The sequence below is a fragment of the Octadecabacter sp. SW4 genome, from assembly GCF_008065155.1.
Taxonomy (GTDB): Bacteria; Pseudomonadota; Alphaproteobacteria; order Rhodobacterales; family Rhodobacteraceae; genus SW4.
Map to the genome: position 1 here is coordinate 581321 of NZ_CP042819.1, position 12908 is coordinate 594228.

Annotated in this window: 16 protein-coding genes and 1 pseudogene; 12 read left to right on the forward strand and 5 right to left on the reverse strand. The window is 59.9% G+C overall.

The features are described from left to right. Nucleotides 1-26: 26 nt before the first annotated feature. On the reverse strand, nt 27-989 hold the full coding sequence (mdh, locus tag FTO60_RS02970; protein ID WP_148054577.1) for a malate dehydrogenase: 963 nt from the start codon (nt 987-989) through the stop codon (nt 27-29). 202 nt (nt 990-1191) lie between these two features. Here mdh and FTO60_RS02975 point away from each other — a divergent pair, with 202 nt between their 5' ends. Next, nucleotides 1192-1935, forward strand: a complete 744-nt coding sequence (locus FTO60_RS02975; protein WP_148054578.1) for a sulfite exporter TauE/SafE family protein — start codon at nt 1192-1194, stop codon at nt 1933-1935. Here the strand turns inward: FTO60_RS02975 and FTO60_RS02980 are convergent. Then, nucleotides 1932-2246: a hypothetical protein gene (locus FTO60_RS02980; protein ID WP_148054579.1), complete on the reverse strand. Its 315-nt coding sequence runs from the start codon at nt 2244-2246 to the stop codon at nt 1932-1934. The two genes, FTO60_RS02975 and FTO60_RS02980, sit on opposite strands and share 4 nt — an antisense overlap. Nucleotides 2247-2418: 172 nt before the next feature. On the opposite strand from FTO60_RS02980, the gene FTO60_RS02985 reads away from it, so the two are divergent. The 11 genes and pseudogenes from FTO60_RS02985 (at nt 2419) to FTO60_RS03035 (ending at nt 10102) form a co-directional block, all read left to right on the forward strand. Next, nucleotides 2419-3267, forward strand: a complete 849-nt coding sequence (locus FTO60_RS02985; protein ID WP_148057025.1) for a CoA ester lyase — start codon at nt 2419-2421, stop codon at nt 3265-3267. Continuing rightward, nucleotides 3264-3808 (forward strand): annotated as a pseudogene (locus tag FTO60_RS02990) (NnrU family protein). Before FTO60_RS02985 ends, FTO60_RS02990 begins: the two are co-directional and overlap by 4 nt. 4 nt (nt 3809-3812) lie before the next feature. Continuing rightward, nucleotides 3813-4016, forward strand: a complete 204-nt coding sequence (locus FTO60_RS02995; protein WP_148054580.1) for a DUF1737 domain-containing protein — start codon at nt 3813-3815, stop codon at nt 4014-4016. Next, complete coding sequence (locus FTO60_RS03000) at nt 4013-5041, forward strand: MaoC family dehydratase (RefSeq protein ID WP_148054581.1); 1029 nt, start codon at nt 4013-4015, stop codon at nt 5039-5041. The genes FTO60_RS02995 and FTO60_RS03000 overlap by 4 nt, the downstream gene beginning before the upstream one ends. 275 nt (nt 5042-5316) lie before the next feature. Continuing rightward, nucleotides 5317-5700, forward strand: a complete 384-nt coding sequence (sdhC, locus tag FTO60_RS03005) for a succinate dehydrogenase, cytochrome b556 subunit (RefSeq protein ID WP_148054582.1) — start codon at nt 5317-5319, stop codon at nt 5698-5700. A 10-nt stretch (nt 5701-5710) separates the two neighbouring features. Further along, entirely contained in the window at nt 5711-6082 is a 372-nt protein-coding gene (sdhD, locus tag FTO60_RS03010; protein WP_148054583.1) for a succinate dehydrogenase, hydrophobic membrane anchor protein, read from the forward strand. 19 nt (nt 6083-6101) lie between these two features. Beyond that, nucleotides 6102-7907, forward strand: a complete 1806-nt coding sequence (gene sdhA / locus FTO60_RS03015; RefSeq protein ID WP_148054584.1) for a succinate dehydrogenase flavoprotein subunit — start codon at nt 6102-6104, stop codon at nt 7905-7907. Next, complete coding sequence (locus FTO60_RS03020; RefSeq protein WP_148054585.1) at nt 7907-8194, forward strand: hypothetical protein; 288 nt, start codon at nt 7907-7909, stop codon at nt 8192-8194. The genes sdhA and FTO60_RS03020 overlap by 1 nt, the downstream gene beginning before the upstream one ends. Nucleotides 8195-8206: 12 nt before the next feature. Next, complete coding sequence (locus FTO60_RS03025) at nt 8207-8515, forward strand: succinate dehydrogenase (protein WP_148054586.1); 309 nt, start codon at nt 8207-8209, stop codon at nt 8513-8515. After that, nucleotides 8512-9300 (forward strand): methyltransferase domain-containing protein, encoded by a 789-nt coding sequence (locus FTO60_RS03030; RefSeq protein WP_148054587.1) that lies wholly within the window; start codon nt 8512-8514, stop codon nt 9298-9300. The genes FTO60_RS03025 and FTO60_RS03030 overlap by 4 nt, the downstream gene beginning before the upstream one ends. A gap of 22 nt (nt 9301-9322) precedes the next feature. Continuing rightward, on the forward strand, nt 9323-10102 hold the full coding sequence (locus tag FTO60_RS03035; RefSeq protein WP_148054588.1) for a succinate dehydrogenase iron-sulfur subunit: 780 nt from the start codon (nt 9323-9325) through the stop codon (nt 10100-10102). 114 nt (nt 10103-10216) lie between these two features. On the opposite strand, the gene iolG is transcribed toward FTO60_RS03035, so the two are convergent. Genes iolG through FTO60_RS03050 form a run of 3 tightly spaced genes read right to left on the reverse strand, consistent with a single transcriptional unit; the run spans nt 10217 to nt 12898 of the window. Next, entirely contained in the window at nt 10217-11203 is a 987-nt protein-coding gene (gene iolG / locus FTO60_RS03040) for an inositol 2-dehydrogenase (RefSeq protein ID WP_148054589.1), read from the reverse strand. 4 nt (nt 11204-11207) lie between these two features. After that, a complete protein-coding gene (locus tag FTO60_RS03045) occupies nt 11208-12047 on the reverse strand; it encodes a class II fructose-bisphosphate aldolase (RefSeq protein WP_148054590.1) in 840 nt (279 codons plus the stop codon). Continuing rightward, a complete protein-coding gene (locus FTO60_RS03050; RefSeq protein ID WP_148054591.1) occupies nt 12044-12898 on the reverse strand; it encodes a 5-deoxy-glucuronate isomerase in 855 nt (284 codons plus the stop codon). Before FTO60_RS03050 ends, FTO60_RS03045 begins: the two co-directional genes overlap by 4 nt. Nucleotides 12899-12908 lie beyond the last annotated feature (10 nt).

Genomic DNA, 12908 nt, shown 5'->3' on the forward strand with positions numbered 1-12908 from the left:
CCAACGTTCAGATTGGAAAGATCGCCTTACGCCAGAGAGCCGTCAATGCCGATGCAGGCTTCGACAAGGCCTTTTACGGCGTCGACAGATTTGTCGAACATGGCTTGTTCGTTCTTGTTCATCTTGATCTCGACCACGCGCTCGATGCCGCCCGCGCCAATCACGGTCGGCACACCTACGTAAAAGCCGTTCAAGCCATAAGCGCCATCAACGTGGGCTGCGCAGGGCAGCAGGCGTTTCTGGTCTTTCAGATAGGCTTCGGCCATTTCGATGGCGGATGTGGCAGGCGCATAAAACGCCGAGCCGGTTTTCAGCAGGCCAACGATTTCCGCGCCACCATCGCGGGTGCGCTGCACGATCGCATCAAGCTTGTCCTGCGTGGTCCAGCCCATATCGACCAGATCGGGCAGGGGGATACCGGCAACGGTGGAATAGCGGGTCAGCGGCACCATCGTGTCACCGTGCCCACCCAAAACAAAGGCCGTCACATCGCGCATGGATACATCGAATTCTTCGGCCAGAAAGTGGCGGAAGCGGGCGCTATCAAGCACCCCAGCCATGCCACAGACCATATTGTGGGGCAGGCCCGAAAATTCGCGCAGGGCCCAGACCATCGCATCCAGCGGGTTGGTGATGCAAATGACAAAGGCGTTTGGCGCGTGTTTGGCGATACCTTCGCCCACAGATTTCATGACCTTGAGGTTGATGCCCAACAGATCGTCGCGCGACATGCCCGGCTTGCGGGCCACACCGGCCGTGACGATGCAAACATCGGCGCCGGCGATATCGGCATAATCGGATGTGCCCGACATTGCGGCGTCGAACCCTTCGGCGGGGCCGGATTCTGCGATATCCAGCGCCTTGCCCTGCGGCAGACCGTCAGCGATGTCGAACATGACGACGTCGCCCAGTTCCTTGACAGCTGCGAGGTGCGCGAGTGTGCCACCGATGTTCCCTGCGCCGATCAGCGCGATTTTTGCTCTGGCCATTTTGAATGGGTCCTTTGTCCGTTCGAGATTTGGTCGCCGATTGCTAATCCTTTGCAAGAGATGGCGCAAGGCCGCTGCACTGCGGCATATCGCAGGCCATTGTTTGTAGGGAAATGTTTGCGTAGGTGTTTGCGCAAATCGGGGCAGGACTGGCGGCGGCGCAGGCATGCCTTGTGTGATTCCCCTTTCGAAAGGCCACGACGTGGACGGAACCTATTTTTGGATATTGGCAGTGGTCGCAGCGGTCTGCACCGGCTTGTCCAAGGGCGGTTTGCCCGCCGTGTCGATGCTGTCGGTGCCGGTCCTGTCGCTGGTCATTTCACCGATCACCGCAGCGGGGCTCTTGCTGCCGGTGTATCTGTTCTCTGATGTTTTCGGGGTCTGGGCCTACCGTCACGACTTTCGCGCCGATCTGCTGAAAATCGCCGCTGTTGGCATGCTGATCGGCGGCGCGATCGGCTGGGCGACGGCGTCATTGGAGTCCGAGCGTTTGGTGCGGGCGCTGATCGGGCTGATCGGTGCATCTTTCGCGCTAAGCCTGTTGTTGCGCCGCACCGGAGATGTCGCACCGCGGCCTGCCACCTGGGGCAGGGGGATTTTCTGGACAACCATCGCAGGGTTCACCAGCTTTGTCAGTCACGCGGGTGCGCCGCCCTGGCAGATCTGGCTGATGCCGATGAAGCTGCAAAAGATGGCTTTTGCGGGCACGACCACCATCGCATTTGCGATGATGAACGTGACCAAGATCGTGCCCTATTATTATCTTGGGCAGTTTGATCCGCAGAACCTGCGTGTGGCCGCAATGTTGCTGATCCCGGCCCTGGTTGGCGTTTATGTGGGCTATCGTCTGACACGCCTGCTGCCGGACCGGCTGTTTTTCGGCTTTGTCACATGGGCGCTTTTGGGCGTGTCGATCAAGCTGATCTGGGACGGCGTTATTGGTTAGGCGGGGCTGTCGGTGTTGGGCAAACCTTCGGCCATGACCTGAAACGCCTCACCTGATGCGACCATGCATGTCAACCCGCCCGCCGCCGTGACGGTGATGGTCCAACTGCCGGTTTCCAGCGATGCAAACACTTCGACCACCGTGTTGTTCGCGCCAACGCCGATGGATTGGCGGCTTTCGCCATAGCCTGCGGCAAGGCGCTGCACGACAACATCATGTGGCGCGCAATTGGCCGCTTGCGCCATCGATTGTGTTGCCATGAAGGCCAGCGTCGTGGCGCCCAGCGTCATTTTTAGAAAAGTGCGTGTCATAGCAATGCCTTTCGGTGCGTTTCGTCGTCTTGCCAAAACACTGCCCCGCGTTTCCTTAAATATGGTTAACAACCCTTAACGATGGGTGTTGCGCTGCATTGCGGCATTTCACGGTTGAATGATCTGCGCATTTCTGGCCTGTTCCGCGCAACATTATTGCGAGGAAGATTCGATGACCCAGCGCCCGACACGGTCTGCCCTTTACATTCCCGGCTCAAAGGAACGCGCCCTGGACAAGGCGCGCGGCCTTGCCACCGATGTGATCCTGTTCGACCTTGAAGATGCCGTGGCCGTTGAAGAAAAGGGCAACGCCCGCGCCACGCTTGCCGCCGAACTGGCCAAGGGAGGTTATGGCCCGCGCCTGCGGATCGTGCGGATCAACGCGCTGGATACGCCCTGGGGCACGGAGGATGCCGCCGCCGTTGCGCAGATGGATTGCGATGCGGTGCTGTTGCCCAAGGTCAACGGGCCGGATGATATCGATGCATTGGCCGCGCTGGTCGATCTGCCGATCTGGGCGATGATGGAAACCCCTTTGGGCGTTCTGAACGCCGCCGCAATCGCCGCGCATGGACGTGTGCAGGGCTTTGTGATGGGCACCAACGATCTGGCGAAAGACCTGAACACTCGCACGGTTGCGAACCGCGAACCACTACTGATGTCGTTGCAGATGTGCCTGTTGGCGGCGCGCGCCCACGGCGTTATTGCGCTTGATGGGGTCTATAACGCCTTCAAGGATGACGACGGGCTGCGCGCCGAATGTGAACAGGGGCGCGACATGGGCTTTGACGGCAAGACGCTGATCCACCCCGCGCAACTGGCCATCGCCAACGCCGCATTCGCCCCGACCGGGGCCGAGATTGACCTTGCCAATCGTCAGATCGCCGCATTTGATGCGGCCGAGGCAGCCGGGCAGGGCGTGGCCGTTGTCGATGGCAAGATCGTCGAGAACTTGCATATTGTCACCGCCCGCGCGACCTTGGAAAAAGCAAAAGCAATCGCGGAAATGGATGCAACATGATTTGGCTGATTTTGGGACTGGCGCTGTGGGCGGGCGTTCACCTTTTTAAACGTGTGGCACCGGACCAGCGCGCGGCGATGGGCGACAAGGCCAAGGGGCCGATTGCGCTGCTTCTGGTCGTCAGTATCGTGCTGATGGTGATTGGTTATCGGGCATGGGACGGCGCGTTTTATTGGGGGCGCACTCCGGCCATGACGGGCATCAACAACCTGTTGATGTTGCTGGCGTTTTATCTGTTCGCGGCCTCGGGTAAAGGCACGCGGATCACCCGCGCGATCCGCCATCCGCAGCTGACGGCGGTAATCGTCTGGTCGGTGGCGCATCTGCTGGTCAATGGCGACGCGCCATCGTTCGTATTGTTCGGGGTTTGGCCGTCTGGGCGCTGGTCGAAATGGCGGTGATCAACCGCGCCCAGGGGCCGCGCGGCGCCTACCACGCCCCGCCTATCAAATCCGAGGTGATCGCCGCTGTGGCGACCCTTGTCGTCTTTGCAATCGTGTCGGCCATTCACATCTGGCTTGGCTATAACCCGTTCGGATAATCCCATGCAAATTTATCGCTTTCTGACCGAAGACGACACATCGGCGTTTTGCCACAAAGTGAGCGCGGCGCTGGCCAAGGGCTGGGTGCTTTATGGCGATCCGCAATACACGTTCGATCAAGCCAACGGCGTGTTGCGCTGCGGGCAGGCGGTGGTGAAAGACGTGGACACGCCCTATTCCCCCGACATGAAACTGCGCCAGCAATGACCAAGACGAACGCGGGCCGGTTTTTTGAGGATTATACTGTTGGTGATGTGATTACCCATGCGGTGCCGCGCACGGTCGGCCAGGGCGAACGCGCGCTGTATCACGCGCTTTATCCGGCACGACACGCGCTTTATTCATCGGATGTGTTCGCGCAAGCCTGCGGGTTGCCCGCCAGCCCGCTGGACGATCTGGCGGCGTTTCACGTGATTTTCGGCAAGACCGTGCCGGATGTGTCGCTGAATGCGGTGGCCAATCTGGGCTATGCCGAAGGGCGCTGGCACTTGCCCGTCTGGCCCGGTGACACGCTGCGATCTGAATCGCAAGTCATTGGCATCAAACAGAATTCAAGCGGCAAGACCGGTGTGGTTTGGGTGCGCACACGCGGGCTGAACCAGCGTGAAGAACTGGTGATGGACTATGTGCGCTGGGTGATGGTGCGCAAGCGCGATTTGGACGCACCTGCGCCTGAAACTGTGGTGCCGGAGCTGGCGCAGGTGGTGGACCCCGCGACCCTTGTGATCCCACAGGGCCTTGATTTCAGTGACTACAATGTCGCGCTGGCCGGCGAGCCGCACCGCTGGGGCGATTATCAGGTGGGCGAGGTGATCGACCACGTCGATGGCATCACGATTGAAGAAGCGGAACACATGCTGGCCACCCGCCTGTGGCAGAACACGGCCAAGGTGCATTTTGATGCAACCAATCGGGCGGACGGCAAGCGGCTGATCTATGGCGGACACGTGCTGTCGCTGGCGCGCGCGCTGTCGTTCAATGGTCTGGCCAATGCGCAAATGATTGTCGGGTTGAACGGCGGAGCCCATGCGAACCCTTGTTTTGCGGGCGATACCCTGCGCGCCTGGAGCGAAGTGCTGGACCACGCGGAAACCGATGCGCCGGGTGTCGGCGCAATCCGCTTGCGTCTGGTTGCCACCAAAGGCGCGGCTGGCGTGCTGCGCGGCGAAGCTGGGAAATATCACCCCGATGTCCTGCTTGATCTGGATTATTGGGCGCTGATCCCGCGCTGAAAGCGTTGGTTTTCTGCATCACTTTCCGCTACTGCCATTGCAGCGCTAAGGTTTTCGCCAGCGGGCCGTCATGGTCCGCTGGCATCCGCGCCGGGTTGCGCATTTTGTGATCACAGAAAATCATCGTGTGATCACAAGCTCTATTTTTCTGCACTGCCGCGTCAAGATTCCGCACATTTGCGCCATTCCCTTGCGTGACTCTTGTGAAATAATTTGCCAGAAAAGGGTCAACGGGCCTTGTCACGCGCTGGGCCGTCCCAACCAAGGAGCCTGACATGGCCGATGTGAACCCTGGCAACCGCCCGCTTTCGCCGCATCTGACGATCTATCGCCCACAACTGACGTCGATGACCTCGATCCTGACACGGATCACCGGCAACGCGCTGATCGTTGGGGCGCTGCTGGTGGTCTGGTGGTTCATCGCCGCCGCCACGGGCGAGGCCGCGTTCAACCGCGCCAACGCCGTGATCACAAGCTGGTTCGGCGATCTTGTCATGCTCGGGTCTGTCTTTGCGATCTGGTATCACCTGCTTGCCGGTATCCGGCACCTGATCTGGGACACCGGCCGGATGCTCGAGATCGGCAAGGCGGAACTGCTGGGGCAGATCATCATCATCGTGTCGGTCTTGCTGACCGTTTTCACCATCATCGTGCTGTAAGGGGGCCATCATGAGATTTCTTACCGATCGCAAACGCGCCGCTGGTCTTGGGTCTGCAAAAACCGGGACCGAACACCATTGGCATATGATGGTCACCTCTGTCGCGCTTGTTGGGTTGATCCCGCTGTTTGTCTTTACCTTTGGCTATATCCTTGGCGCGCCCTATGACGACGTAATCGCCTATTACCAGCGGCCATTCCCTGCCATAATCGGCATCCTGACGCTGCTGGTTGGTTTCCTGCATTTCCGCGGGGGTGTTCAAACCCTGATCGAGGACTACGTTCACGGGTTCGCGCGCAAGGCCCTGATCATCGCGATGATCTGCCTGTCCTATACCGCCGCCGCCGTTGGTATTTTCGCCATCGTGCGCATCGCACTTTAATTCGCCGGAGCGTTTGAAAATGGCTGAATACGAATACGAGACCCATGAATATGACGTTGTGGTTGTCGGGGCCGGAGGCGCAGGTTTGCGCGCGACCCTTGGCATGGCCGAACAGGGGTTGCGCACGGCCTGCGTGACCAAGGTGTTCCCGACACGGTCCCACACGGTTGCTGCGCAGGGTGGCATCGCCGCGTCCCTGTCCAACATGGGGCCAGATCACTGGCAATGGCATATGTATGATACCGTCAAGGGCTCCGACTGGCTGGGCGATACGGATGCGATGGAATATCTGGCCCGCGAAGCCCCCAAGGCGGTCTATGAGCTGGAGCACTACGGCGTGCCGTTTTCGCGCACCGAAGAGGGCAAGATTTATCAGCGCCCCTTTGGTGGCCACACGACCGAATTTGGCGAAGGCCCCGCCGTGCAGCGCACCTGTGCCGCCGCCGACCGCACCGGCCACGCCATTCTGCACACGCTTTATGGCCAGTCGCTGAAACAGCAGGCCGAATTTTTCATCGAATATTTCGCCATTGATCTGATCATGTCCGATGATGGCCAGTGTCAGGGTGTCGTCTGCTGGAAGCTGGATGATGGCACCATGCATGTCTTTAACGCCAAGATGGTCGTGCTGGCCACGGGCGGCTATGGCCGCGCCTATTTCAGCGCCACATCGGCCCATACCTGCACCGGTGACGGTGGTGGCATGATCGCACGCGCGGGATTGCCGCTTCAGGATATGGAATTCGTGCAGTTCCACCCCACCGGCATTTATGGTGCCGGTTGCCTGATTACCGAAGGCGCACGCGGTGAAGGCGGGTATCTGACCAATTCCGAGGGCGAACGGTTCATGGAGCGCTATGCGCCCAACTACAAGGACCTGGCCCCGCGCGATTATGTGTCGCGCTGCATGACGATGGAAATCCGCGAGGGGCGCGGCGTGGGGGCGAATGGCGATCATATTCACCTCAACCTCAATCACCTGCCACCCGAGGCGTTGAACCTGCGTTTGCCCGGCATTTCCGAAAGCGCCAAGATTTTCGCAGGCGTCGATGTCACCAAAGAACCGATCCCCGTGCTGCCGACCGTGCATTACAACATGGGCGGTATTCCGACGAATTATCACGGCGAGGTTCTGAACCCGACCGCCAAAGACCCCAACGCCGTTGTGCCCGGCTTGATGGCGGTGGGCGAGGCGGGCTGTGCCTCGGTTCACGGGGCGAACCGCCTGGGATCGAACAGCCTGATTGACCTGGTGGTCTTTGGCCGTGCTGCTGCGATCCGTGCGGGCACGACTGTCGATGCCGATGCGCCCAACCCGACCCTGAACAAGGCCAGCGTTGATGCGGCCTTTGACCGCTTCGATGGGTTGCGCCATGCCGATGGGAATGTCGCAACCGCCGATCTGCGCCTTGAAATGCAAAAGGCGATGCAGGCCGATGCAGCCGTGTTCCGCACCGACAAGACCCTGAAAGAAGGGGTCAAGAAGATGACCGCGATTGCGGGCAAGATGGATGATATCAAGGTCACCGATCGTTCGCTCGTCTGGAACTCTGATCTGATGGAAACATTGGAATTGACCAACCTGATGCCCAACGCGCTGGCGACAATCGTCGGGGCCGAGGCGCGCAAGGAAAGCCGTGGTGCCCATGCCCACGAGGATTACCCGACCCGCGACGATGAAAAATGGCGCGTTCACACGATTAGCCGGATTGACGGCGCGAAGGTCAAGCTGACCCACCGCCCCGTGATCACCAAACCACTGACCACCGAAAAGCAGGGCGGCATCAGCCAGAAAAAGATCGCCCCGAAAGAACGGACATTCTGATGCGGATCGCGTTGTTCCTGCCACTAGCCGTGTTGGCCGCCTGCGGCCCGCAACCGCCGATCGATCCGCTGCGGGCGGCGGAAATCTGCGAGGATCGTGCCCGCGCAGCCCAAGGCCCTACTGGCAGCGTGACAGTTGGCGTAAACTCGAACACAGGCCCAAACACCGATGTTGAAATCGGGCTCAGCAGCGACTTTCTGGCGGGGCGTGACCCGCTTGAAGTCTATCGGTCCTGTGTCGTTGAAAAGACAGGTGCCGAACCTGTCCGCCAACCCAACCTGCGATAAAGGGAACACATCATGAAGACACCCATCATCCTTGCTACCGTCGCCCTGACTGCAGTGACTGCCTGTGATGTCGCACTCGGCCCGGACCCCGCGCGCGAAGCCGCCAAATCTGTCGTGCGCCCGATCGTAGCCGAAACCGTGTCCGGCCCCGCCGGCGTGGTGCTGACCGATTGCATCATCGACAACGCCAGCGATACTGAACTTTTCAATCTGGCGGGCGCTGCGGTCACCGGTGTTGAACCCAACACCATCACGCTTGTGTCCAACATCCTGCAACGGCCCGAGACCATCGCCTGCGCCACCTCCGGCCTTGCCGGATGACCAAACAGCCCAAGTCATCGATGCCTGCAAAGGGCGCGCCGGTCGATCAGACCGCGCGCCATCAGGACAAGATCGACAAATGGGCGCAAGTGCAGATCAACCGTTTTCGCAAGGCCGTCAAAGGCGTGCATCCGCGCAGCTGCCCGATCTGCGGCTACTACGGCAGCTTTGTCGCCTTTGGTCAGCCACCACGCTATGATGCGCGCTGTGGCAGTTGCGGATCACTGGAACGCCATCGCCTGTTCGTTCTTTATTGTGATCGCACGGGTTTTTTCGGACCCGACCACAGCGTCTTGCATTTCGCACCAGAACATCTGCTGTCGCTGCGCATCAAGGATGTGGTGGCGCGTTACGAAACAGCGGACCTGAGCGAAAGCCGCAATGTGACCCACCGTATCAATATCGAGGACACGGGCCTGCCGGACGCCGGTTACGACCGGATCGTGTGCAATCACGTGCTGGAACACGTTGATGACACAGCGGCGCTGGGCGAATTTTTCCGCCTGCTGAAACCCGGTGGCCGCGCGATCCTGTCCACGCCGATCTGCGAAGGCTGGGCCGAAACATACGAAAACGATGCCGTGGAGACCTCGCAGGATCGGTTCGTGCATTTCGGACAGGCCGACCATGTCCGTTTCTATGGCCGTGACCTGCGTGACCGTATCCGCGCCGCCGGTTTTGATCTGGAAGAATTTACCGCCCAAGAGCCTGATGTGCTGACCCACGGTCTGATGCGCGGCGAAACCCTTTTTATCGTGACACGCCCCGCAGGGGCCACCAAATGACCCCAACAGGAGCCTGACCCCAATGGTTGAATTTACGCTTCCCAAAAATTCCCGCATGACCAGCGGCAAGACATGGCCCAAACCTGCGGGTGCCAAGAACCTGCGCAAGGTGCAGATTTACCGCTGGAACCCCGATGACGGGCAAAACCCGCGTCTGGATACCTATTTTGTCGATATGGACGACTGTGGCCCGATGGTTCTGGACGCGCTGATCAAGATCAAGAACGAGATTGATCCCACACTCACGTTCCGCCGGTCCTGCCGCGAAGGGATTTGCGGTTCTTGCGCGATGAACATCGACGGCATCAACACGCTGGCCTGCATCTATGGCATGGACGAGGTGAAGGGCGATGTGAAAATCTATCCGCTGCCGCACATGCCCGTGGTCAAGGATTTGATCCCGGATCTGACGCATTTCTATGCCCAGCACGCCAGCATCATGCCCTGGCTGGAAACCAAGACCAACCGCCCCGCCAAGGAATGGAAACAGTCGATCAAGGACCGCGAAAAGCTGGACGGCCTGTATGAATGTGTGATGTGCGCCTGTTGTTCCACATCCTGTCCGTCCTATTGGTGGAACAGTGATCGCTACCTTGGGCCGGCCGCGCTGCTGCATGCCTACCGCTGGATCATCGACAGCCGCGACGAGGCCACGGGCGAGCGTCTGGACGATCTGGAAGACCCGTTCAAGCTTTATCGCTGCCACACGATCATGAACTGCACCAAGACCTGCCCAAAGGGTCTGAACCCGGCCAAGGCCATCGCCAATATCAAAAAGATGATGGTCGAACGGGTGGTCTAGGTCACTGCGACACCGGTCAAAAACGCAGCGATTGCATCAACGCCCGCGCCGATGATGCGGGCGCGGGCCTATTCGTCGGGGTGGTGGCGCTTGCGCAAGCTGGGCAAACGATCCTTAGACCATTACTGCCTTGCCAGTTTCCAATGACGCTTGTGCGGCGTCCGCCAGCACCTGCGCGCGTAGCCCGTCGGTGATTGACGGGGTCATCGGCGCGCCGGACGCAAGAGTGGCGACAAAATGGGCAAGTTCGGACATATAGGCCGCCTCGTAGCGTTCCAGAAAGAAATGCTGCGTCGGTGCCGTTTGAAACCCGGCCTGGGTGGCGATCTCGATGGTATGTTCGCGCTGGTTTTCGGCGCGCAACATGCCCTTGGCCCCGTGCACCTCGATCCGCTGGTCATAGCCATAGGTCGCGCGCCGGGAATTGCTGATCTGGCAGATTTTGCCGCTGGCCGTGGTAAGGACCACCGCCGCCGTGTCAACATCACCTGCCGCGCCGATGTCGGGGTCTACAAGCGCTGCACCCACCGCAAAGACAGTGACGGGTTCTTCACCCAGCAGGAACCGCGCCATATCAAAGTCATGGATCATCATATCGCGAAACAGTCCGCCCGAGGATTTGATGTAGCTGACCGGTGGCGGCGCGGGGTCGCGCGACAGGATCGTGACAATTTCCACGGCACCAATGTCGCCTGCCGCGATACGCCCCTGCAGGTGGGCAAAACTGGGATCAAAGCGGCGGTTAAAGGCGGTCATAAAGGATGTCTTGTTTGCCTCTACCACGGCGATGCACGCGCGGATGCGATCGGCGGACATATCGACGGGTTTTTCGCAAAAGATCGCTTTGCCCGCCTTTGCGGCGGCGTGGATGATATCGTAATGCGTGTCGGTCGGCGTGCCGATCACCACAGCGTCAATATCGGGATTGGCAATGATGTCATCGGTGGTTTGCACCGCCGCACCGGTCTTGGCGGCGAGCGCCTGCGCTGCATCGGGAAAGAAATCCGACACGGCGACCAGGGCGGCATTGTCCAAACGCATGATCGTCGCTGCATGGACCTGGCCGATCCGTCCGCTTCCGAGAATACCGATTTTAATCATGGGGTTACCTTTGGGTTTTGGCACGAAAGGCACCCAAGACGGTGCGGGTCGCGTCCACAAGCGGGTCGTGGGTGTCTTTCAGAATCTGCACGCGATCAAACCTGTCGGGGTCGCTGTTCACAGCTTCGCGCAGGGCCGCGCCAAAGGCCATTCGCAGTTCGGTGCCGATGTTGAATTTGCAGATGTTGGAGGTTTGGGCCAACTGGCTACGCTGCGCCATCGGCACGCCTGATCCGCCGTGGATCACCAGCGGGATATCGGTCACGGCCTCGATCGCGCGGATGCGCGCGACGTCAAGCCCGCCCTCCTTGTCCTGCTGCAAGTGGACGTTGCCGACCGAAATCGCCATCGCGTCCACACCGGAGTCCCGTGCGAAAATGGCGGCCTCGCGCGGGTCCGTTCCGGCCGATTTTTCACCCGCTGCATAGCCGACAAAACCAATCTCGCCCTCGCAGGAAATGCCCGCCGCATGGGCCATTTCGGCGATGGCCGCAGTTTCGTCGATGTTCTGCTGCAGGGGTTTGCGCGACCCGTCATACATAAGCGAAGTAAAGCCGGACTCCAGCGCCTCGCGGCATTCCTCAAAGGTATAGCCGTGATCAAGGTGGGCAACGACAGGCACGCTGGCGTTTTCGGCCAGATAACGGAACATTTTGCCCAAGATCGGCAGGGGCGTATGCGCGCGGCACGACGGCCCCGCCTGCAAGATCACGGGGCAGTTTTCAGCTTCGGCGGCGGCGACATAGGCGCGCATGTCTTCCCAGCCCAGCGTGACCAGCCCCGCCACCGCATAGCCGCCCTTGCGCGCGGGCTGTAACACCTCTGCCAGCGTTGCAAGGCTCACTTGAATTTCGCGATCATGTCTTTGATGCCCGGGATCGTTTCAACCTGATACGCATGTGTCGGCTGGAAAAACTGCACCAGACTGCGTTGGCTTAGTCCGCCAAGGATCGTGAAATAATACATCTCGTAGCCCGGCATCACGGCGCAGGGATGATAGCCGCTGTCCAGCATGATGGTGGAGCCATCCATCAGTTGATAGGCGTCCCCGGGTTTGCCGTCTTCGCGCTCGATGATCTGGACGCCGGACCCGTGATTGGGCCTGAAGCGAAAGTTATAGGTCTCGTCGTGGCGTGTCTCGATGATGTTGCCATCCGCGTCCTTGCGGTCGGTATCATGCTTGTGGGCCGGGAACCCCGACCAGCCGCCCTGGCCAACGGTAAACAGTTCGGAGACCAGCAAGCGCCCGACCTTGTCGTGATATTTGGTGCCAAGGATGTGTTTGATCTTGCGATGCGTCTTGGTGTCGTCGCTGCCGTATTGCACCACGTCCAGTTCGGCAACGCGCACATCGAACGGGTCCAGCACCTTGTTGTATTTCGCACCGGCGATGAAGGTTTCCGTATCGCGTGTGGCAACAATCGTGGCCTTGGCCCCAACGGGAACATAAACCCCCTCGGGCTCGCCGTCCCAAACGTCGGTGGTGCGCTGACCCAGGGCGGGATATGTGACGCCCTCGACGTCCACATCAACCGTGCCCGTCGCGGGAACGACGCAGGTCTCGTAGCCGGGCACCTGATATTCAAACGCTTCACCCGCTTTCAGCTTGACGATATTAAAATAGTTCAGCGGCACAGTCGGATCGTCGGCGTCCACGATAGGTTTATTGTGGTTGTCGTGCGGTGCGATATGCATGGGACGTTCC